At 68.3% G+C, this 14,858-nt stretch carries 15 protein-coding genes; 14 read left to right on the forward strand and 1 reads right to left on the reverse strand.

The features are described 5' to 3' along the window. The first annotated feature begins 6 nt into the window (after positions 1-6). The 10 genes from CFB47_RS09995 (at position 7) to CFB47_RS10040 (ending at position 9,632) form a co-directional block, all read left to right on the forward strand. Positions 7-855, forward strand: coding sequence for a TauD/TfdA family dioxygenase (locus CFB47_RS09995; RefSeq protein WP_089461070.1), 849 nt, complete (start codon positions 7-9; stop codon positions 853-855). A 118-nt stretch (positions 856-973) separates the two neighbouring features. Then, positions 974-2,029: a 3-keto-5-aminohexanoate cleavage protein gene (locus CFB47_RS10000; protein WP_089456235.1), complete on the forward strand. Its 1,056-nt coding sequence runs from the start codon at positions 974-976 to the stop codon at positions 2,027-2,029. 160 nt (positions 2,030-2,189) lie between these two features. Then, positions 2,190-3,518 carry an MFS transporter gene (locus CFB47_RS10005; protein ID WP_089461071.1) on the forward strand — a complete coding sequence of 443 codons (1,329 nt, stop codon included), beginning with the start codon at positions 2,190-2,192 and terminating at the stop codon, positions 3,516-3,518. Positions 3,519-3,534: 16 nt separating this feature from the next. Further along, a complete protein-coding gene (locus CFB47_RS10010) occupies positions 3,535-4,110 on the forward strand; it encodes an alpha/beta hydrolase (RefSeq protein ID WP_089461406.1) in 576 nt (191 codons plus the stop codon). Positions 4,111-4,427: 317 nt separating this feature from the next. Further along, positions 4,428-5,594, forward strand: coding sequence for an ABC transporter substrate-binding protein (locus tag CFB47_RS10015; RefSeq protein WP_089461072.1), 1,167 nt, complete (start codon positions 4,428-4,430; stop codon positions 5,592-5,594). A 49-nt stretch (positions 5,595-5,643) separates the two neighbouring features. After that, on the forward strand, positions 5,644-6,729 hold the full coding sequence (locus CFB47_RS10020) for an ABC transporter ATP-binding protein (RefSeq protein WP_089461073.1): 1,086 nt from the start codon (positions 5,644-5,646) through the stop codon (positions 6,727-6,729). Between the two features lie 37 nt (positions 6,730-6,766). After that, the gene (locus tag CFB47_RS10025; protein WP_089461074.1) at positions 6,767-7,639 is read left to right on the forward strand and encodes an ABC transporter permease; all 873 of its coding nucleotides are present in this window, start codon (positions 6,767-6,769) and stop codon (positions 7,637-7,639) included. Continuing rightward, complete coding sequence (locus CFB47_RS10030; RefSeq protein ID WP_089461075.1) at positions 7,639-8,571, forward strand: ABC transporter permease; 933 nt, start codon at positions 7,639-7,641, stop codon at positions 8,569-8,571. The genes CFB47_RS10025 and CFB47_RS10030 overlap by 1 nt, the downstream gene beginning before the upstream one ends. 120 nt (positions 8,572-8,691) lie before the next feature. After that, positions 8,692-9,129 (forward strand): hypothetical protein, encoded by a 438-nt coding sequence (locus CFB47_RS10035; RefSeq protein ID WP_089425443.1) that lies wholly within the window; start codon positions 8,692-8,694, stop codon positions 9,127-9,129. 290 nt (positions 9,130-9,419) lie between these two features. Further along, positions 9,420-9,632 carry a hypothetical protein gene (locus CFB47_RS10040; RefSeq protein WP_006497261.1) on the forward strand — a complete coding sequence of 71 codons (213 nt, stop codon included), beginning with the start codon at positions 9,420-9,422 and terminating at the stop codon, positions 9,630-9,632. A gap of 287 nt (positions 9,633-9,919) precedes the next feature. Here CFB47_RS10040 and CFB47_RS10045 read toward each other — a convergent pair whose 3' ends face one another. Beyond that, a complete protein-coding gene (locus CFB47_RS10045; protein WP_089461076.1) occupies positions 9,920-10,885 on the reverse strand; it encodes a D-2-hydroxyacid dehydrogenase in 966 nt (321 codons plus the stop codon). A 250-nt stretch (positions 10,886-11,135) separates the two neighbouring features. Here CFB47_RS10045 and CFB47_RS10050 point away from each other — a divergent pair, with 250 nt between their 5' ends. The 4 genes from CFB47_RS10050 (at position 11,136) to CFB47_RS10065 (ending at position 14,793) form a co-directional block, all read left to right on the forward strand. Next, a complete protein-coding gene (locus tag CFB47_RS10050; RefSeq protein ID WP_089461407.1) occupies positions 11,136-12,326 on the forward strand; it encodes a CaiB/BaiF CoA-transferase family protein in 1,191 nt (396 codons plus the stop codon). A 24-nt stretch (positions 12,327-12,350) separates the two neighbouring features. Further along, positions 12,351-13,313 carry a hydroxymethylglutaryl-CoA lyase gene (locus CFB47_RS10055; protein ID WP_089440117.1) on the forward strand — a complete coding sequence of 321 codons (963 nt, stop codon included), beginning with the start codon at positions 12,351-12,353 and terminating at the stop codon, positions 13,311-13,313. Between the two features lie 22 nt (positions 13,314-13,335). After that, positions 13,336-13,719: a VOC family protein gene (locus tag CFB47_RS10060; RefSeq protein WP_089440118.1), complete on the forward strand. Its 384-nt coding sequence runs from the start codon at positions 13,336-13,338 to the stop codon at positions 13,717-13,719. 246 nt (positions 13,720-13,965) lie between these two features. Beyond that, positions 13,966-14,793 carry an alpha/beta hydrolase gene (locus CFB47_RS10065; protein ID WP_089461077.1) on the forward strand — a complete coding sequence of 276 codons (828 nt, stop codon included), beginning with the start codon at positions 13,966-13,968 and terminating at the stop codon, positions 14,791-14,793. Positions 14,794-14,858: the final 65 nt, after the last annotated feature.

Below are 14,858 nucleotides of genomic sequence, written 5' to 3' on the forward strand. Positions count from 1 at the left end.
ACGCGCATGCGAGTCGAACCCCTGACCTGCGCGATCGGCGCGGAACTGCTGGATGTGAGCCTCGCCGACGCCGTGCACGACGACGGCCTGTTCGCCGAGATCCGTGCGCAACTGCTCCGGCATCGCGTGCTGTTCCTGCGCGACCAGGACATCACGCGCGCCGAGCACGTCGCGTTCGCGCGGCGCTTCGGCGAGCTCGAGGATCATCCGGTGGCCGGCAGCGATCCCGCGCACCCGGGGCTCGTGCGGATCTACAAGTCGCCCGACCAGCCGAACGACCGCTACGAGAATGCGTGGCACAGCGATGCGAGCTGGCGCGTGGCGCCGCCGTTCGGCTGCGTGCTGCGCTGCATCGACGGTCCGCCGGTTGGCGGCGACACGATGTGGGCGAACATGGTGCTCGCATACGAGCGCCTGCCGGAGCACGTGAAGCAGCAGATCGACGACTTGCGCGCGCGCCACAGCATCGAGGCGAGCTTCGGCGCGGCGATGCCGATCGACAAGCGCCTCGCGCTGAAGGCGCAGTACCCGGACGCCGAGCACCCGGTCGTGCGCACGCATCCCGAAACCGGCGAGAAGGTGCTGTACGTGAATGCGTTCACCACGCATTTCACGAACTTCCACACGCCGGCGCGCGTGCGGGTCGGGCAGGACGCGAATCCCGGCGCAGGCCAGTTGCTGCAATACCTGATCAGCCAGGCGTACATCCCCGAGTACCAGGTGCGCTGGCGCTGGAAGAAGCACAGCGTCGCGATCTGGGACAACCGCAGCACCCAGCACTACGCGGTGATGGACTACCCGCCGTGCGTGCGCCAGATGGAGCGCGCGGGCATCGTCGGCGACGTGCCGTTCTGAGCCCGCCAACACCGTAGCCCATCTCTGAAACCCCATGCAACGCGCCGGGCCCGCCGCCCGGCGCGGCGGGATACGCACGCCCGTACCCGCAATACAACGATTTCCACTGGAGGACGACATGCAATTTCTCGACGATTCGCTGCACCCGGAAAACCAGGACAAGGTTGTCATCACGGTCGCGCCGTACGGCCCCGAATGGATGCCGGCCGACTTTCCCGAAGACATTCCGGTGACGATGGACGAGCACGTGCAGAAGGCCGTCGACTGCTACAACGCGGGCGCGACGGTGCTGCACATGCACGTGCGAGAGCTCGACGGCAAGGGCAGCAAGCGGCTGTCGAAGTTCAACGAACTGCTCGGCCGGCTGCGCGAGGCGGTGCCCGACATGATCCTGCAGGTGGGCGGCTCGATCTCGTTCGCGCCGGAAGGCGAGGGCGCCGACGCGAAATGGCTGTCCGACGACACGCGCCACATGCTCGCCGAGCTGACGCCGAAGCCCGACCAGGTGACGGTCGCGATCAACACCGTCCAGATGAACATCACCGAGCTGATGGACCGCCGCGACATCGCCGGCACGTCGCTGAACGAAGCCGCTTACTGGGACGCGTACCGCGAGATGACCGTGCCGGCCGGCCCCGGCTGGGTCGACGAACACCTGCGCCGCCTGCAGGCGGCCGGCATCCAGCCGCATTTCCAGCTCACCGGCATGCACGCGCTGGAAACGCTCGAGCGGATCATCCGCCGCGGCGTCTATCGCGGCCCGCTGAACGTCACGTGGGTGGGCATCGGCGGCGGCTTCGACGGCCCGAATCCGTACAACTTCATGGAATTCGTGCGGCGCTGCCCGGACGGCGCGTGCATCACGCTCGAATCGCTGATGAAGAACGTGCTGCCGATCAACACGGTCGCGATGGCGCTGGGCCTGCATCCGCGCTGCGGGATCGAGGACACGATCATCGACCAGAAGGGCAACCGGATGACGTCGGTGCAGCAGGTCGAGCAGTGCGTGCGGATCGCGCGCGAACTCGGCCGCGACATCGCCACCGGCAAGGAGGCGAAGGCGATCTACCGGATCGGCGTGCAGTACGACGGCATCGACGAGACGCTGGCGCACCTCGGGATGGCGCCGAACCGCCGCGCCGGCCAGGTGAACGTGCCGCTGCGGGCCGCCTGACGCGCCGCGCATCCGGGCAGGCGGTCGTCACGGCCGCCGCCCGCCGACCGTTGTGGCGTGGCACCACCCCTGCGCAGCGCGCGGGAGCGGACTCCGGTCAACGGAGCGGGGCCACGCAAGCCGCGCCGGAGCACGACCTCCGGCGCCGGAGGAGACACGCATGCTGATCCATCAAGTCGAGCCGTCGATGCAGGACGTCGCCGCCGCCGGCCGGCGCGCGCCCGCGTATGCGTGGCTCGTGTTCGGGCTGACCGTCGGCCTGCTGCTGTCGGACTACATGTCGCGGCAGGTGCTCAATGCCATATTCCCGTTGCTCAAGCACGCGTGGGGGCTGTCGGACACGCAGCTCGGTTCGCTGTCCGGCGTCGTCGCGCTGCTGGTCGGGCTGCTGACGTTCCCGCTGTCGGTACTCGCCGACCGCTTCGGGCGCGTACGCAGCATCGTGCTGATGGCCGCGTTGTGGAGCATCGCGACGCTCGGCTGCGCGCTGTCGACGAATTACGCGGAGATGCTGGTCGCACGCGGCCTCGTCGGGCTCGGCGAAGCCGCGTACGGCAGTGTCGGCGTCGCGCTGATCCTCAGCATCTTTCCGGCACGGCTGCGCGCGACGCTGACCGGCGCGTTCATGGCCGGCGGCGCATTCGGCTCCGTGTTCGGGATGGCGCTCGGCGGGCTGGTCGGTGCGCATCTCGGCTGGCGCTGGTCGTTCGGCGTGATGGCCGCGCTCGGCATCGTGCTGCTCGTCGCGTATCGCTGCGTCGTGACCGAACGGCGGCTCGCCGCGTATCGGATCGAACCGTGCCGGCGCGACACCGGCGCGCCGCGCGACCTGCGCGGCAACGTGCGTGCGCTGATGTCCGGGTTGTTCGCGTCGCGTTCGGTGATCTGCGCGTACCTCGGCAGCGGGCTGCACCTGTTCGTGCCGGGCGCGCTGTTCGCATGGCTGCCGAGCTACCTGAATCGCTACTACGCGATGGCGCCCGACCGCGCGGCGGTGCTCGCGGCCGGCTTCGTGCTGCTCGCGGGCGTCGGGATGGTCGGCTGCGGGATCGTCACCGACCGCGTCGGCAAGATGGACGGCAAGCGCAAGTGGCTGACCGCGATCGCGTATTGCGTCCTCACGGGCGTGTGCCTCGCGATTGCGTTCCGGCTGCCGCCCGGGCCGCTGCAGCTCGCGCTGATCTGCGCGGGGATGCTGGTCGGCGCGGGCGCATCCGGTGCGTCGGGCGCGATGGTCGCGAACCTGACGCCGGCCGCGATCCACGCGTCGGCGTTCGCGACGCTCACGCTCGCCAACAACCTGCTCGGCATGGCGCCGGGCCCGCTGTTGACGGGGTGGGTCGCCGATCGCGCCGGGCTCGTCGGCGCACTGCAATGGATTCCGGTCGTGCCGCTCATGGCCGCCGCGCTGTTCGCAATCGGACGCGCGAGCTATGTGGCCGACCTCGCGCGCGTCGAACGCGAACGGCGCGCGTCCCACCTTTCCTGAACGCTTCGGAGACTGCATGACCCTGACGACCACCCCCACCATCCTGATCGTGCCCGGCTTGCGCGACCACGTCGAAGACCACTGGCAGACGCACCTCGAACGACGCCTGCCGAACGCACGCGCCGTCCCGCCGCTCGAAGCCGACAAGCTGAGCCGCGCCGCACGCGTCGCGGCGCTCGATGCGGCGCTGGCCGAGATCGACGGCCCGGTGATCCTCGTCGCGCACAGCGCGGGCGTGATGATTACCGTGCACTGGGCGCGCCGGGCCACGCGCCAGATCCACGGCGCGCTGCTCGCGACGCCGGCCGATCTCGAGTCGCCGATGCCCGCCGGTTATCCGGCGCCCGATGCGATCGCCGCGAACGGCTGGACGCCGATACCGACCGAACGGCTGCCGTTTCCGAGCATCGTCGCCGCGAGCCGCAACGACCCGCTCGCGGGTTTCGAACGCATCGAGTCGCTGGCGGCCAGTTGGGGCAGCCAGCTCGTCGATCTGGGGGAGGTCGGGCATTTGAACCCTGCGTCGGGATATGGCGAGTGGCAGGATGCCGAGCGGTTGATCGGGGAGGTGGCCGCACTCGGCGCCGCCTGACTGACTGAATATTCCTGCCTTCCACGCGCCGCGCCCGACCGGGTACCCGGCGCGCGCGCCGTCACCGTCGGGTCGCGCTGCAGCCCCGAACCGATTCCATTTCGCCGCCCGCCGAGATACGACGTCTTAACACGCAGCCCAATCTACGTGGCACGACGCCACAGCAGCGGCCGACACACAAATCGTCAACAAACGGAAGCTGTTTGTCAGGGAAAGTCCCGCCCCGCACGCCGTGGTTTTTTGTTGACCGACATCGTATAACGCCGTCATGATTTCCTGAAAAGAAAGGTCCCATCCACCGACCGAAGTGAGGAGACATGAACGCCACCCCGATCGCTCGCCGTGTCCGCCGGATCGCACTTGCCCTGGGCTTCGCGCTGTCTGCTACGGCAGCCATCGCCGCCCCCGTCTCGCTGAACATCGTCGATGTCGCGGGCAACCTGCAGCTCACGCAGAAGGCCATCGAAGCCTTCAAGGACAAGAACCCGAACCTCGTCTCGAACGTCACGTTCACGAACGCGCCCGCGCCGCAGTTGCCGGGCAAGATCAAGGCGATGCAGGCGGCGGGGCGCGCCGACATCGACCTCGTGCTGACGGGCACCGACGCGCTGGCCGCCGGCATCGAGCAGAACCTGTGGCGCAAGCTGCTGCCCGACGACGCGGCCGCGCTCCCCGGCGTGCTCGACAAGTACGCGCCCGGCCCGCGCAAGATGCAGGATCTCGCGCAGGGCTACGGCCTCGAAGTCGCCTACATGCCGGCCGGCCCGCTGCTCGAATACAACCCGGCGAAAGTCAGCGACCCGCCGAAGACACCCGATCAGCTGCTCGCCTGGTGCAAGGCGCACCCGAACAAGCTGATCTATGCGCGCCCGGCGAACTCGGGCCCCGGCCGCACGTTCCTGATGGGGCTGCCGTACGTGCTCGGCGACAAGAATCCGCAGGATCCGATCAACGGCTGGGACAAGACCTGGGCGTTCCTCAAGGCGCTGAACGACTGCGTGCCGTACTACCCGGGCGGCACGTCGGCGGTGATGAAGGAACTCGGCGAGGGCACGCGCGACATGACCGTGACCGTCACCGGCTGGGACCTCAACCCGCGCGCACTCGGCATCGTGCCGGCGGAATTCAAGGTCCAGGCGTTCGACAACATGACGTGGGTCAACGACGCGCACTACATGGTGATCCCGAAGGGCGTGCCGAAGGAAAAGCTCGACGTGCTGTTCAAGCTGATGAACTTCCTGCTCGAACCGGCGCAACAGGCGATGACCTACGACGACGGCTACTTCTATCCGGGCCCGGCGGTAAAGGGCGTGACGCTCGAGATGGCGCCCGCGCACAGCCAGGAAGTGATCAAGAAATTCGGCCGCCCCGAGTACGCGAAGCTGCTCGCGGATCGCCCGCACGTGCAGCCGCTCAACGCGCAGGCGATGGTCGCCGCGTTCCAGAAGTGGGATCGCGAGATCGGTTCGCAGAAGTCGAAGTGACGCATGAACCGGCGGGCGCCGCGGCGCCCGCGTCGAGGGAGTTCGCGCAATGAAGCACAGTTTCGAACGGCTGCGGCTCGATGGCGTGTGCCGCAGCTTCACCAATGCGCAAGGCGCGCAGGTCGCCGCGCTGAACGGGCTCGATCTCGAGATCCGGCGCGGCGAATTCATCGCGCTGCTCGGCCCGTCGGGCTGCGGCAAGTCGACCGCGCTCAACTGCATCGCGGGGCTGCAGCCGCTCACGCGCGGCGGCATCTGGCTCGACGACACGCGCATCGACGTGCTGCCGCCCGAGCGCCGCGGCTTCGGGATGGTGTTCCAGAACTACGCGCTGTTTCCGCACATGTCGGTGCTCGACAACGTCGGCTTCGGCCTCAAGATGCGCGGCGTGCCGAAGCAGGAAACGCGACGGCGCGCGCAGCAGGCGCTCGAACTCGTGCAACTCGTCGGCCACGAGGGCAAGCTGCCCGGGCAGTTGTCGGGCGGGCAGCAGCAGCGCGTCGCGATTGCGCGCGCGATCGTGATCGAGCCGCCGCTCGTGCTGATGGACGAACCGCTGTCGAACCTCGACACGAAGCTGCGCATCGAGATGCGCGCCGAGATCCGCCGCATCCACACGCAGCTCGAACGCGCGACGATCTACGTGACGCACGACCAGGATGAAGCGCTATCGATGGCCGACCGCATCGTCGTCATGAAGGAGGGCGTCGTGCAGCAGGTCGCGACGCCGAAGGACGTCTACACGCGCCCGCACAACCTGCACGTCGCGCGCTTCATGGGCTATCGCAACGTGCTGCCGTTCACGCTCGAAGGCATGGCCGGCGATTACGTGACGGTCGCGGCCGGTGGCGTGCGCGTCACGGGCGTGCCGATGGCCGGCTTCGATGCGAAGGAGGTCGTGGTCGCGCTGCGCCCCGACGACATCGAGCGGGCAGACGATGCGGGCGACAATACGAACGCGTTCGACTCGACCATCGAAACGGTCGAGTACGGCGGCCGCGATTCGCTGATCCGCGCGGTCACGCCATTCGGCCCGATCTGGGCGCGCGTCGCCGGCGAATTCACGGAAGGCGAGCCGCTGCGGCTGCGCGTTGCGCCGTCCCGCACGCTCGTCTACCCGGGAGCGCCGACATGAGCGGCGCAGCCGCCGCGCCGTCATACCGGGAGGCCGCATGAGCACGGCCGCATCCGGCGGCACGCCGCGCGACGCGAAAGCCTGGCTCGTCACGCCCGCGCTCGCGTTCATCGTCGCGCTGTTCATCTATCCGTTCGCGTACGGCCTCGTGCTGTCGTTCCAGCCGATGAACGGCGGCGGCGCGCTCGCGAACTACGTGCAGTTCTTCACCGACACGGCGATGTGGCCGACCGTGCTCGTCACGCTGAAGCTCGCGGTGCCGGCGACGCTGCTCAACGTCGGGATCGCGGTGCCCGTCGCGTTCGCGCTGCGCCGCCATTCGCCGTACCAGAAGTTCGTCACGACGCTGCTCGTGATTCCCGTGACGCTCGGCACGGTGCTCGTCGCCGACGGGATGCTCACGTATTTCGGGCCGAACGGCTGGTTCCCGCAGGCGCTGCAGGGGCTGCACCTGTACACCGACGAAGTGCGCCTCACGCACAACTACTGGGGCGTGCTGCTGTCGCTGATCGTGTCGGGCTTTCCGTTCGCGTTCCTGCTGATGCTGTCGTACATCAGCGGCATCGATCCGACGCTCGCGCGCGCAGCGGCAACGCTCGGCGCGAACCCGTGGCAGCAGTTCCGGCAGATCTACCTGCCGCTGCTCGTGCCGGGGCTCACGATGGCCGCATGCCTGTCGTTCGTGCAGGCGTTCTCGGTGTTTCCGTCGGCCGTGCTGCTCGGCGCGCCGGCCGGGCCCACGCGCGTGATCTCGATCGCGGCGGCGGAAGCCGCGTTCGAGAGCTACGACTATTCGCTGGCGTCGGCGATCGCGATCGTGATGGGTTTCGTACAGTTGCTGGTGGTCGCGTCGATGCTCGGCGCGCGCCGCTTCTTCTATGCGGGCGCGGTGACGGGAGGCAAGGGCTGATGGCGACCGACAATCATGCCGCGCGCACCTGGCCGCCGAAGCACGGCACGCCCGATGCGCCCGATGCGCAGCCCGTCGACGCGAGGAAACCGCAGAAGATGACAAGCAATCTCGCCGGCCGCGTCTGGAAGGCGCTCGTGTGGGGGCTGATGGCGTTCTTCCTGCTGAACGTGATGCTGCTGATCGCGACCGTCGCGGTGAACTCGATCGCGACCCGCTGGTTCGGCACGCCGCTGCCGCAAGGCTTTACGCTGCACTGGTATGCGAAGGCGTGGGAAGACTTCCAGCTCGCGAGCGTGCTGTGGGTGACGGTCGAGGTCGTCGGCGCGGTCGTGCTGCTGTCGATCGCGCTCGGCGTGCCGGCCGCGTATGCGCTCGCGCGCGTGCCGTTTCGCGGCAAGCGCTTCGCGCTGCTGGTGTTCCTGCTGCCGCTGATGGTGCCGCCCGTCACGTACGGGATCCCGATGGCCACCGTGATGTACAAGGTCGGGCTCGCGGGCACGCTGCCCGGCGTGATCCTCGCGAACCTCGTGCCGGCGCTGCCGTTCGTGATCCTCGTGATGACGCCGTTCATCGAGCAGATCGATCCGAACCTCGAAGCCGCCGCGCGGATCTTCGGCGCGAACACGTGGCGCTATTTCCGCTACGTGCTGCTGCCGCTGCTGGTGCCCGGCATGCTCGCGGCGGGGCTGCTCGTGCTGGTGCGCACGATCGGGATGTTCGAGCTGACCTTCTTCACCGCGGGGCCGAGCACGCAGACGCTCGTCGTCGCGCTGTATTACGCGGTGTTCTCGACCGGCGTGCGCGCGCCGCAGTCGATCGACGCGATGGCGATGATCTACATGGCCATCACGCTCGTATGGGTCGTGCTCGCGCTGCAGTTCGTGAGCCCGACGCAGCTCGTCAGCCGCGTGAAGCAGGAGCGGCAATAGGCGAGGGCGCCGCACGGGCACGCGATGCCGCGCGCCTCCGTGCAATTGGTTACAAATGGATACCGCGCACCGCGCGCGGACGTTGCAGACTACGCGGCGTTCACCCGATTACGAAAATCCATGAAGTTCCACACGCTGCTGACACTCGCCGGTGCATCGACGCTGCTGGCTGCCTGCAACCTGCTCCACGACGGCCCCGGCTCGAGCGACGTCGACGCCGCCGTGCGCCGCGCGCTCGAGGCGGAAAACCACGGCGGCCTGAACGCGCTGTTCGGCCAGCCGCTGCCCGTCTCGGCCGATGTCGTGTCGGCGAAACCCGACGGCGACTGCAAGAAGCTCGGCGATCGCACCTACTCGTGCGACGTCGTCGTCACGTGGCGCAATGCCGACTACAAGCCTTCGCGCGCGAACCTGACCTTCGTGCAGGCCGCCGACGGCGCGTGGCAGACGTCCGGCGTCGACGCGGCGATCGTCACCGGCACCGCGAAGTCGCTGGTCGACGAAATCGGCAAGGCGTGGCCGGGCAATGCCGCGAGCGGGGCGTCGGCGCCGCAGTGACGCGTCGGCGGCGCGGCGTGCCCTGATTCCGCGGGCACGCGGCTTCGTCCCTGCGGGCCGCAATCGCCCCGTTTCTTCAAGCCATCGATGACCATCGCCCCGTGCAGGTACGACCACGGCCAGCGCGGTGGCGCCAATCGACCGGCGCGACCCGCGTTCGACACCGATTCACCGAAAAAGGGGCGCGAACACCTGCCCCAAAGACCGAACGCATCCTCGGTATGCGGGCCCGATTATAGGGAAAACCCTTATTTCGAGATATAATCACGGCCTAAGAGATAGGTCGAACCATGCCTGAACGTTTCCAAACCCTTGAAAAATTTGTGTTTTCCCTCGTCGTGATGTCCGCCGTCGTGTGCTCGGCCTTCCTCGCGTACGAGCGTCACCCCGAGATCAAGATCGCGCTGCACGAAGGCGAAGCGCTGATGCGCGAGAGCGCCAAATACTCGGTCATCTGCTCGCCGTCCAAGGTCGATCCTTGCGTCGAGATGTCCGCTTACTGAGCTTTGCGTCGGTCGCGGCGCACCGCGATCGAAACGGCCGTTTCCAGAATTGGCCCCATTCAGTTTCGGACTTGTCCTATATCGTTGGTCGTCTGGATTCCTTAAAGTAGAGCCCATCAGGAATTCAGAAACCGGCCGCAAGATAGGGCGGATGCACGAACCCGTAACGTGCCGAGTCGCTGGCGTAAGCAGCCCCACATTCTGCCGGCCCCGCTTCGAGCCATCGAGCGGGGCCGTTCTGTTTGCGCGGTTCAAATGACCTCCCGCCGCACTTTGCGCCACGCACGTCACACCACGTGCCGCGGTGCGCCATCCACGAACGCGGCGACGTTGTCCACGAGTTGATCGGCGAGCGCCTGCATCGCTTCGTCACTCGCCCACGCAATGTGCGGCGTCAGGATGAAGGCCGGATGCGACAGGATCGCGTGGAACGGATGCGCGGCCGGCAGCGGCTCCTGCGTGACCACGTCGAACCCCGCGCCCGCGATCTGCCCCGACTGCAATGCGTCGACGAGCGCACCTTCATCCACGAGCCCGCCGCGCGCGGTATTGATCAGCAACGGCCGGCGCGCCATCCGCGCGAACGCGGCCGCGTCGATCAGGTGCCGCGTCGCGGGCGTGAGCGGGCAGTGCAGCGTGATCACGTCGCTGTCGCGCAGCAGCGTGTCGAGCGGCACGTAGTCGTCCCCCGCCGCATCGCCGTGCGCCGCGAACCGCACCCGCATGTCGAGCGCGCGGGCGATGCCGGCCACCGCGCGCCCGAGCACGCCGTCGCCGACGATCCCGAGCGTCGAGCCGGCCAGGTCGCGAATCGGATGATCGAAAAAACAGAACTGCCCGCTGTCGAGCCAGCGCCCCGCACGCACCGCGTCGCGGTATGCAACGAGACTGCGGCGCAGCGCGAAGATCAGCGCGAACGTGTGCTCGGGCACCGTGCGGACCGCATACCCGCGAATGTTGCTCACGACGATGCCGTGCGCCGCGCACGCGTCGAGATGGACGATGTCGGTGCCCGTCGCGGCGATCGCGATCATCCGCAGGCGTCGCGCACCGGCAAGCGCTGCCGCGTCGAGCCGCACCTTGTTGGTCACGACGATGTCCGCGTCGCGGATGCGCGCGGCCGTCTCGTGCGCGGCCGTCCGCTCGAAGGTCTGCAATACGTGCGGGAACGGAAACGGCTTCAGCACGGTGTGCGGCGACAGCGTCGCGCGGTCGAGAAACACGATCTTCGCGGGAGAGGAAGCAGAAAACATGGCGGGTCTCGCTGACAGGCGCCCGGCGGGCGCGGAACGGGTTCGATTCTGCCGGCGGCGCGCGTGCCGTCGTTTGCCCGTTGCGCGAGCGCGCTTTCCCGGATGGAAAGGCTGACGCAACGCGTGCATGACGGGCGCGACGCGCGCCTTTCCGAAACGGAAAGGCGGGTTGAGCATCGATCGATTTTCGCCGGGCGCGAACGCGGTCATGATCGCCTTCATCGACACCACGATTGCATCGGAGACAGCCATGACACGCCCCCTGGACGGCATTCGCGTGCTAGAACTCGGCCAACTGATCGCCGGGCCGTTCGCGGGCCGGATGCTCGCCGAATTCGGCGCCGACGTGCTCAAGGTCGAGCCGCCCGGGCTCGGCGACCCGCTGCGCAAATGGCGGCTGCTGCATGAAGGCACCTCGGTCTGGTGGGCCGCGCAGTCGCGCAACAAGACCTCGCTCACGCTCGACCTGCGCACGCCCGAAGGGCAGGACGTCGTGCGCCGTCTCGTCGCGGAAACCGACGTGCTGATCGAGAACTTCCGGCCCGGCACGCTCGAGGGCTGGGGGCTCGGCTGGGACGCGCTGTCCACGATCAACCCGGGGCTCGTGATGCTGCGCGTGTCGGGCTTCGGGCAGACGGGCCCGTACCGCGACCGCCCCGGCTTCGGCGTGATCGCCGAGGCAATGGGCGGCCTGCGGCACCTGACCGGCGAGCCCGGCCGCACGCCGGTGCGCGTCGGCATCTCGCTCGGCGATTCGCTGTCGGCGCTGCACGGCGTGATCGGCGTGCTGCTCGCGCTGCGGCATCGCGAGCAGCAGGGCGGCCACGGGCAGGTCGTCGACGTCGCGCTGTACGAGTCGGTATTCAACATGATGGAAAGCCTGCTGCCCGAATACTCGGCGTTCGGCGCCGTGCGCGAGGCGGCCGGCAGCAGCCTGCCCGGCATCGCGCCGACCAACGCGTACCGCTGCCGTGACGGCAAGTACGCACTGATCGCCGGCAACGGCGACAGCATCTTCCGGCGCCTGATGGAGCTGATCGGCCGGCCCGATCTCGGCAACGATCCCGCGCTCGCGCACAACGACGGGCGCGTCGCGCAGGTCGAACGCATCGACGCGGCGATCGGCGAATGGAGCGCGCAGCACGATCTCGACGCCGTGCTGGCCGCGCTGAACGACGCGCGCATCCCGTCCGGGCGCATCTACGACGTGGCCGACATCGCAGCGGATCCGCATTACCGCGCCCGCGACATGCTCGTCGATGCGGCGTTGCCCGACGGTACGCCGGTGCTCGTGCCCGGCATCGTGCCGAAGCTCGGCGCGACGCCCGGGCGCATCGAACACGCGGCGCCCGCGCTCGGCGCGGATACCGACGCGGTACTCGAATCGCTCGGTATCGATGCGGCGACGCGCGGCGACTGGCGCACGCGCGGCGTGATCTGAGATGCGGAAACAGGAGCAGACAACATGATCTGGCAACGCAAACGGCTCTACCTCCACGAAGTCGCAACGCGCGACGGTTTCCAGAACGAAGCAGCCTTCGTCGACACCGACGACAAGATCGCGCTCGTCGATGCGCTGAGCGCGTGCGGCTACGCGAAGATCGAGGTCACGTCGTTCACGTCGCCGAAGGCGATCCCCGCGTTGCGCGACGCGGAGGCCGTGATGCACGGCATCGCGCGCGCACCGGGTGTCGTCTATACGGTGCTCGTGCCGAACGTGCGCGGGGCGGAGCGCGCGCTGTCGTGCGGCGTCGATGAAGTGAACCTCGTGATGTCGATGAGCGAAAGCCACAACCGCGCGAACCTGCGGATGACGCGCGAGCAGTCGTTCGCACAACTGCGCGACGTGATCGACGCGGTACGCGGCACCGGTGTCGCGATCAACGTGTCGCTGTCGACCGCGATGGGCTGCCCGATGGAAGGCGATGTCGCAGCCGAAGGCGTACTCGCGTGGATGCAGCGCTTCGCGGATCTCGGCGTGCATGGCTTCACGCTGTGCGACACGACGGGCATGGCGTTTCCGTCGCAGGTGCGCGACCTGTCGGCACGGGCACGCGAACGCTTCGGCGCGCTGCAGCTCACGCTGCACTTCCACAACACGCGCGGGATGGCGCTCGCGAACACGCTCGCGGCACTCGATGCCGGGATCGACCGCTTCGACGCGTCGCTCGGCGGCCTCGGCGGCTGCCCGTACGCGCCAGGGGCGACCGGCAATGCGTGCACCGAAGAACTCGTGCACATGCTCGAACTCGACGGCTACGACACGGGCATCGATCTCGCGGCCGTGCTGGCCGCGTCGGCACGGCTGCCCGCGCTGATCGGTCATGACGTGCCGAGCCAGATCCTGAAAGCCGGGCGCCGCTCGGACCTGCATCCGCCGCCGCGCGCGGACGCCGGCGACATGCCCGCGCAACGCGCGTTCTCATGAACCACGAACAGGAGCGAACCTCATGGCGCTGATCGATCACCTCGACCATCTCGTGCTGACCTGCGTCGATCCCGACCGGACGAAGCATTTCTACACCGAGGTGCTGCAGATGCAGCTCGAAACCTTCGGCGCGGGCCGGATCGCCTTCCGCTTCGGCAACCAGAAGATCAACCTGCACGTGCGCGGCGCGGAGTTCGAACCGAAAGCGCACGTGCCGGTGCCCGGCGCGCTCGACCTGTGCTTCATCGCGTCGGTGCCGCTCGACGACGTGATTGCACACCTGAAGCGCGTCGACTGGCCGATCGTCGAAGGGCCGGTCGAGCGCACGGGCGCGACGCAGAAGATCCGGTCGGTCTACGTGCGCGATCCTGACCTGAACCTGATCGAGATCTCCGAGTTGATCTGAGCACCGGCGCATCACCGCGTCGTCTCGCCGCTTCGCCCTCACGCGTGCGGACCTGATCACGGTGCGACTGCATGCCGCGCCGATCTCCCGCCGAAATCGGACAGCCGGTTTCCGCGCTCGCCGATTCCGGATAGCCGGCCCGTGCCGCGCTGCGGATAATGCAGGCATCGGCGACTGAGAAGCCGCCTTCGCAACGGACGCAACGCTCGCGTCCGCGCTTCCGCAACCCGACCCAGGCAATTCCCGATGACGATCCTCTATCGCGGCATGGACCGCGCGGCACTCGACGCCGCTTATCTGAACACGAAGGTGGTACCCGATTTCCCCGCGTTGCTGACGTCGATGCAGGCGCGCAGCGCAGCGCTCTATGCAACCGCGTCCGTCCGGCGCGACCTGCGTTACGGCGCGCAACCCGCGCAGCGTTTCGACTGGCTGTCGTGCGGCCAGCCCGATGCGCCGCTGTTCGTATTCGTTCACGGCGGCTACTGGCAGCATTGCGCGAAAGAGGATTTCGCCTATGCGGCGAGCGGGCCGCTCGCGCGCGGTTTCGACGTGATACTCGCCGAATACACGCTCGCGCCGATCGCGACGATGACCGACATCGTCGGCGAGATCGGCGCGCTGCTCGACTACCTGGCGAACGATCCCGACGGCCTCGGCACCGCGAAGCGGCCGATCCACTTGAGCGGCCATTCGGCCGGCGGCCACCTGACGGCCGTGCACCGCGCGCATCCGGCCGTCGTGTCGGCGCTCGCGATCAGTCCGCTCGTCGATCTCGAACCGATCTCGCTGTGCTGCTTGAACGACAAGCTGCAGCTCACCGCGCACGAAGTCGACGCGTACAGCCCGTTGCGCCATGTCGGGCCCGGCGCGCCGACGGTGGTGGCGGTCGGCGAAGCCGAGCTGCCCGAACTCGTGCGGCAAGCACACGACTACGCGACGGCGTGCGAAGCGGCGGGAGAGCGGAGCGCCCACGTTGGGCTGCCCGGCATGCAGCACTTCGACGTGCTCGATGATCTCGCGAAGCCGGACGGTGCGATGCTCACCGCCTTGCTGTCGATCGCGCCGCGCTAGGCGCGCCTTATCGCGCGGGGGCGGCCGGGCGTATGATCGGCGTCAGGCCGCCGTGCCGACGGCGG

It is taken from the genome of Burkholderia sp. AU27893, from assembly GCF_002223205.1.
Taxonomy (GTDB): Bacteria; Pseudomonadota; Gammaproteobacteria; order Burkholderiales; family Burkholderiaceae; genus Burkholderia.

Excerpts from the sequence above, each read along its gene's own strand:
- CFB47_RS10005 (WP_089461071.1), top strand. The coding sequence starts at position 2,190 with ATGCTGATCCATCAAGTCGAGCCGTCGATGCAGGACGTCGCCGCCGCC.
- CFB47_RS10055 (WP_089440117.1), top strand. The coding sequence starts at position 12,351 with ATGATCTGGCAACGCAAACGGCTCTACCTCCACGAAGTCGCAACGCGC.
- CFB47_RS10000 (WP_089456235.1), top strand. The coding sequence starts at position 974 with ATGCAATTTCTCGACGATTCGCTGCACCCGGAAAACCAGGACAAGGTT.
- CFB47_RS10040 (WP_006497261.1), top strand. The coding sequence starts at position 9,420 with ATGCCTGAACGTTTCCAAACCCTTGAAAAATTTGTGTTTTCCCTCGTC.
- CFB47_RS10045 (WP_089461076.1), bottom strand. The coding sequence starts at position 10,885 with ATGTTTTCTGCTTCCTCTCCCGCGAAGATCGTGTTTCTCGACCGCGCG.
- CFB47_RS10065 (WP_089461077.1), top strand. The coding sequence starts at position 13,966 with ATGACGATCCTCTATCGCGGCATGGACCGCGCGGCACTCGACGCCGCT.
- CFB47_RS10050 (WP_089461407.1), top strand. The coding sequence starts at position 11,136 with ATGACACGCCCCCTGGACGGCATTCGCGTGCTAGAACTCGGCCAACTG.
- CFB47_RS10030 (WP_089461075.1), top strand. The coding sequence starts at position 7,639 with ATGGCGACCGACAATCATGCCGCGCGCACCTGGCCGCCGAAGCACGGC.
- CFB47_RS10010 (WP_089461406.1), top strand. The coding sequence starts at position 3,535 with ATGACCCTGACGACCACCCCCACCATCCTGATCGTGCCCGGCTTGCGC.
- CFB47_RS10020 (WP_089461073.1), top strand. The coding sequence starts at position 5,644 with ATGAAGCACAGTTTCGAACGGCTGCGGCTCGATGGCGTGTGCCGCAGC.
- CFB47_RS10060 (WP_089440118.1), top strand. The coding sequence starts at position 13,336 with ATGGCGCTGATCGATCACCTCGACCATCTCGTGCTGACCTGCGTCGAT.
- CFB47_RS10025 (WP_089461074.1), top strand. The coding sequence starts at position 6,767 with ATGAGCACGGCCGCATCCGGCGGCACGCCGCGCGACGCGAAAGCCTGG.
- CFB47_RS10015 (WP_089461072.1), top strand. The coding sequence starts at position 4,428 with ATGAACGCCACCCCGATCGCTCGCCGTGTCCGCCGGATCGCACTTGCC.
- CFB47_RS09995 (WP_089461070.1), top strand. The coding sequence starts at position 7 with ATGCGAGTCGAACCCCTGACCTGCGCGATCGGCGCGGAACTGCTGGAT.
- CFB47_RS10035 (WP_089425443.1), top strand. The coding sequence starts at position 8,692 with ATGAAGTTCCACACGCTGCTGACACTCGCCGGTGCATCGACGCTGCTG.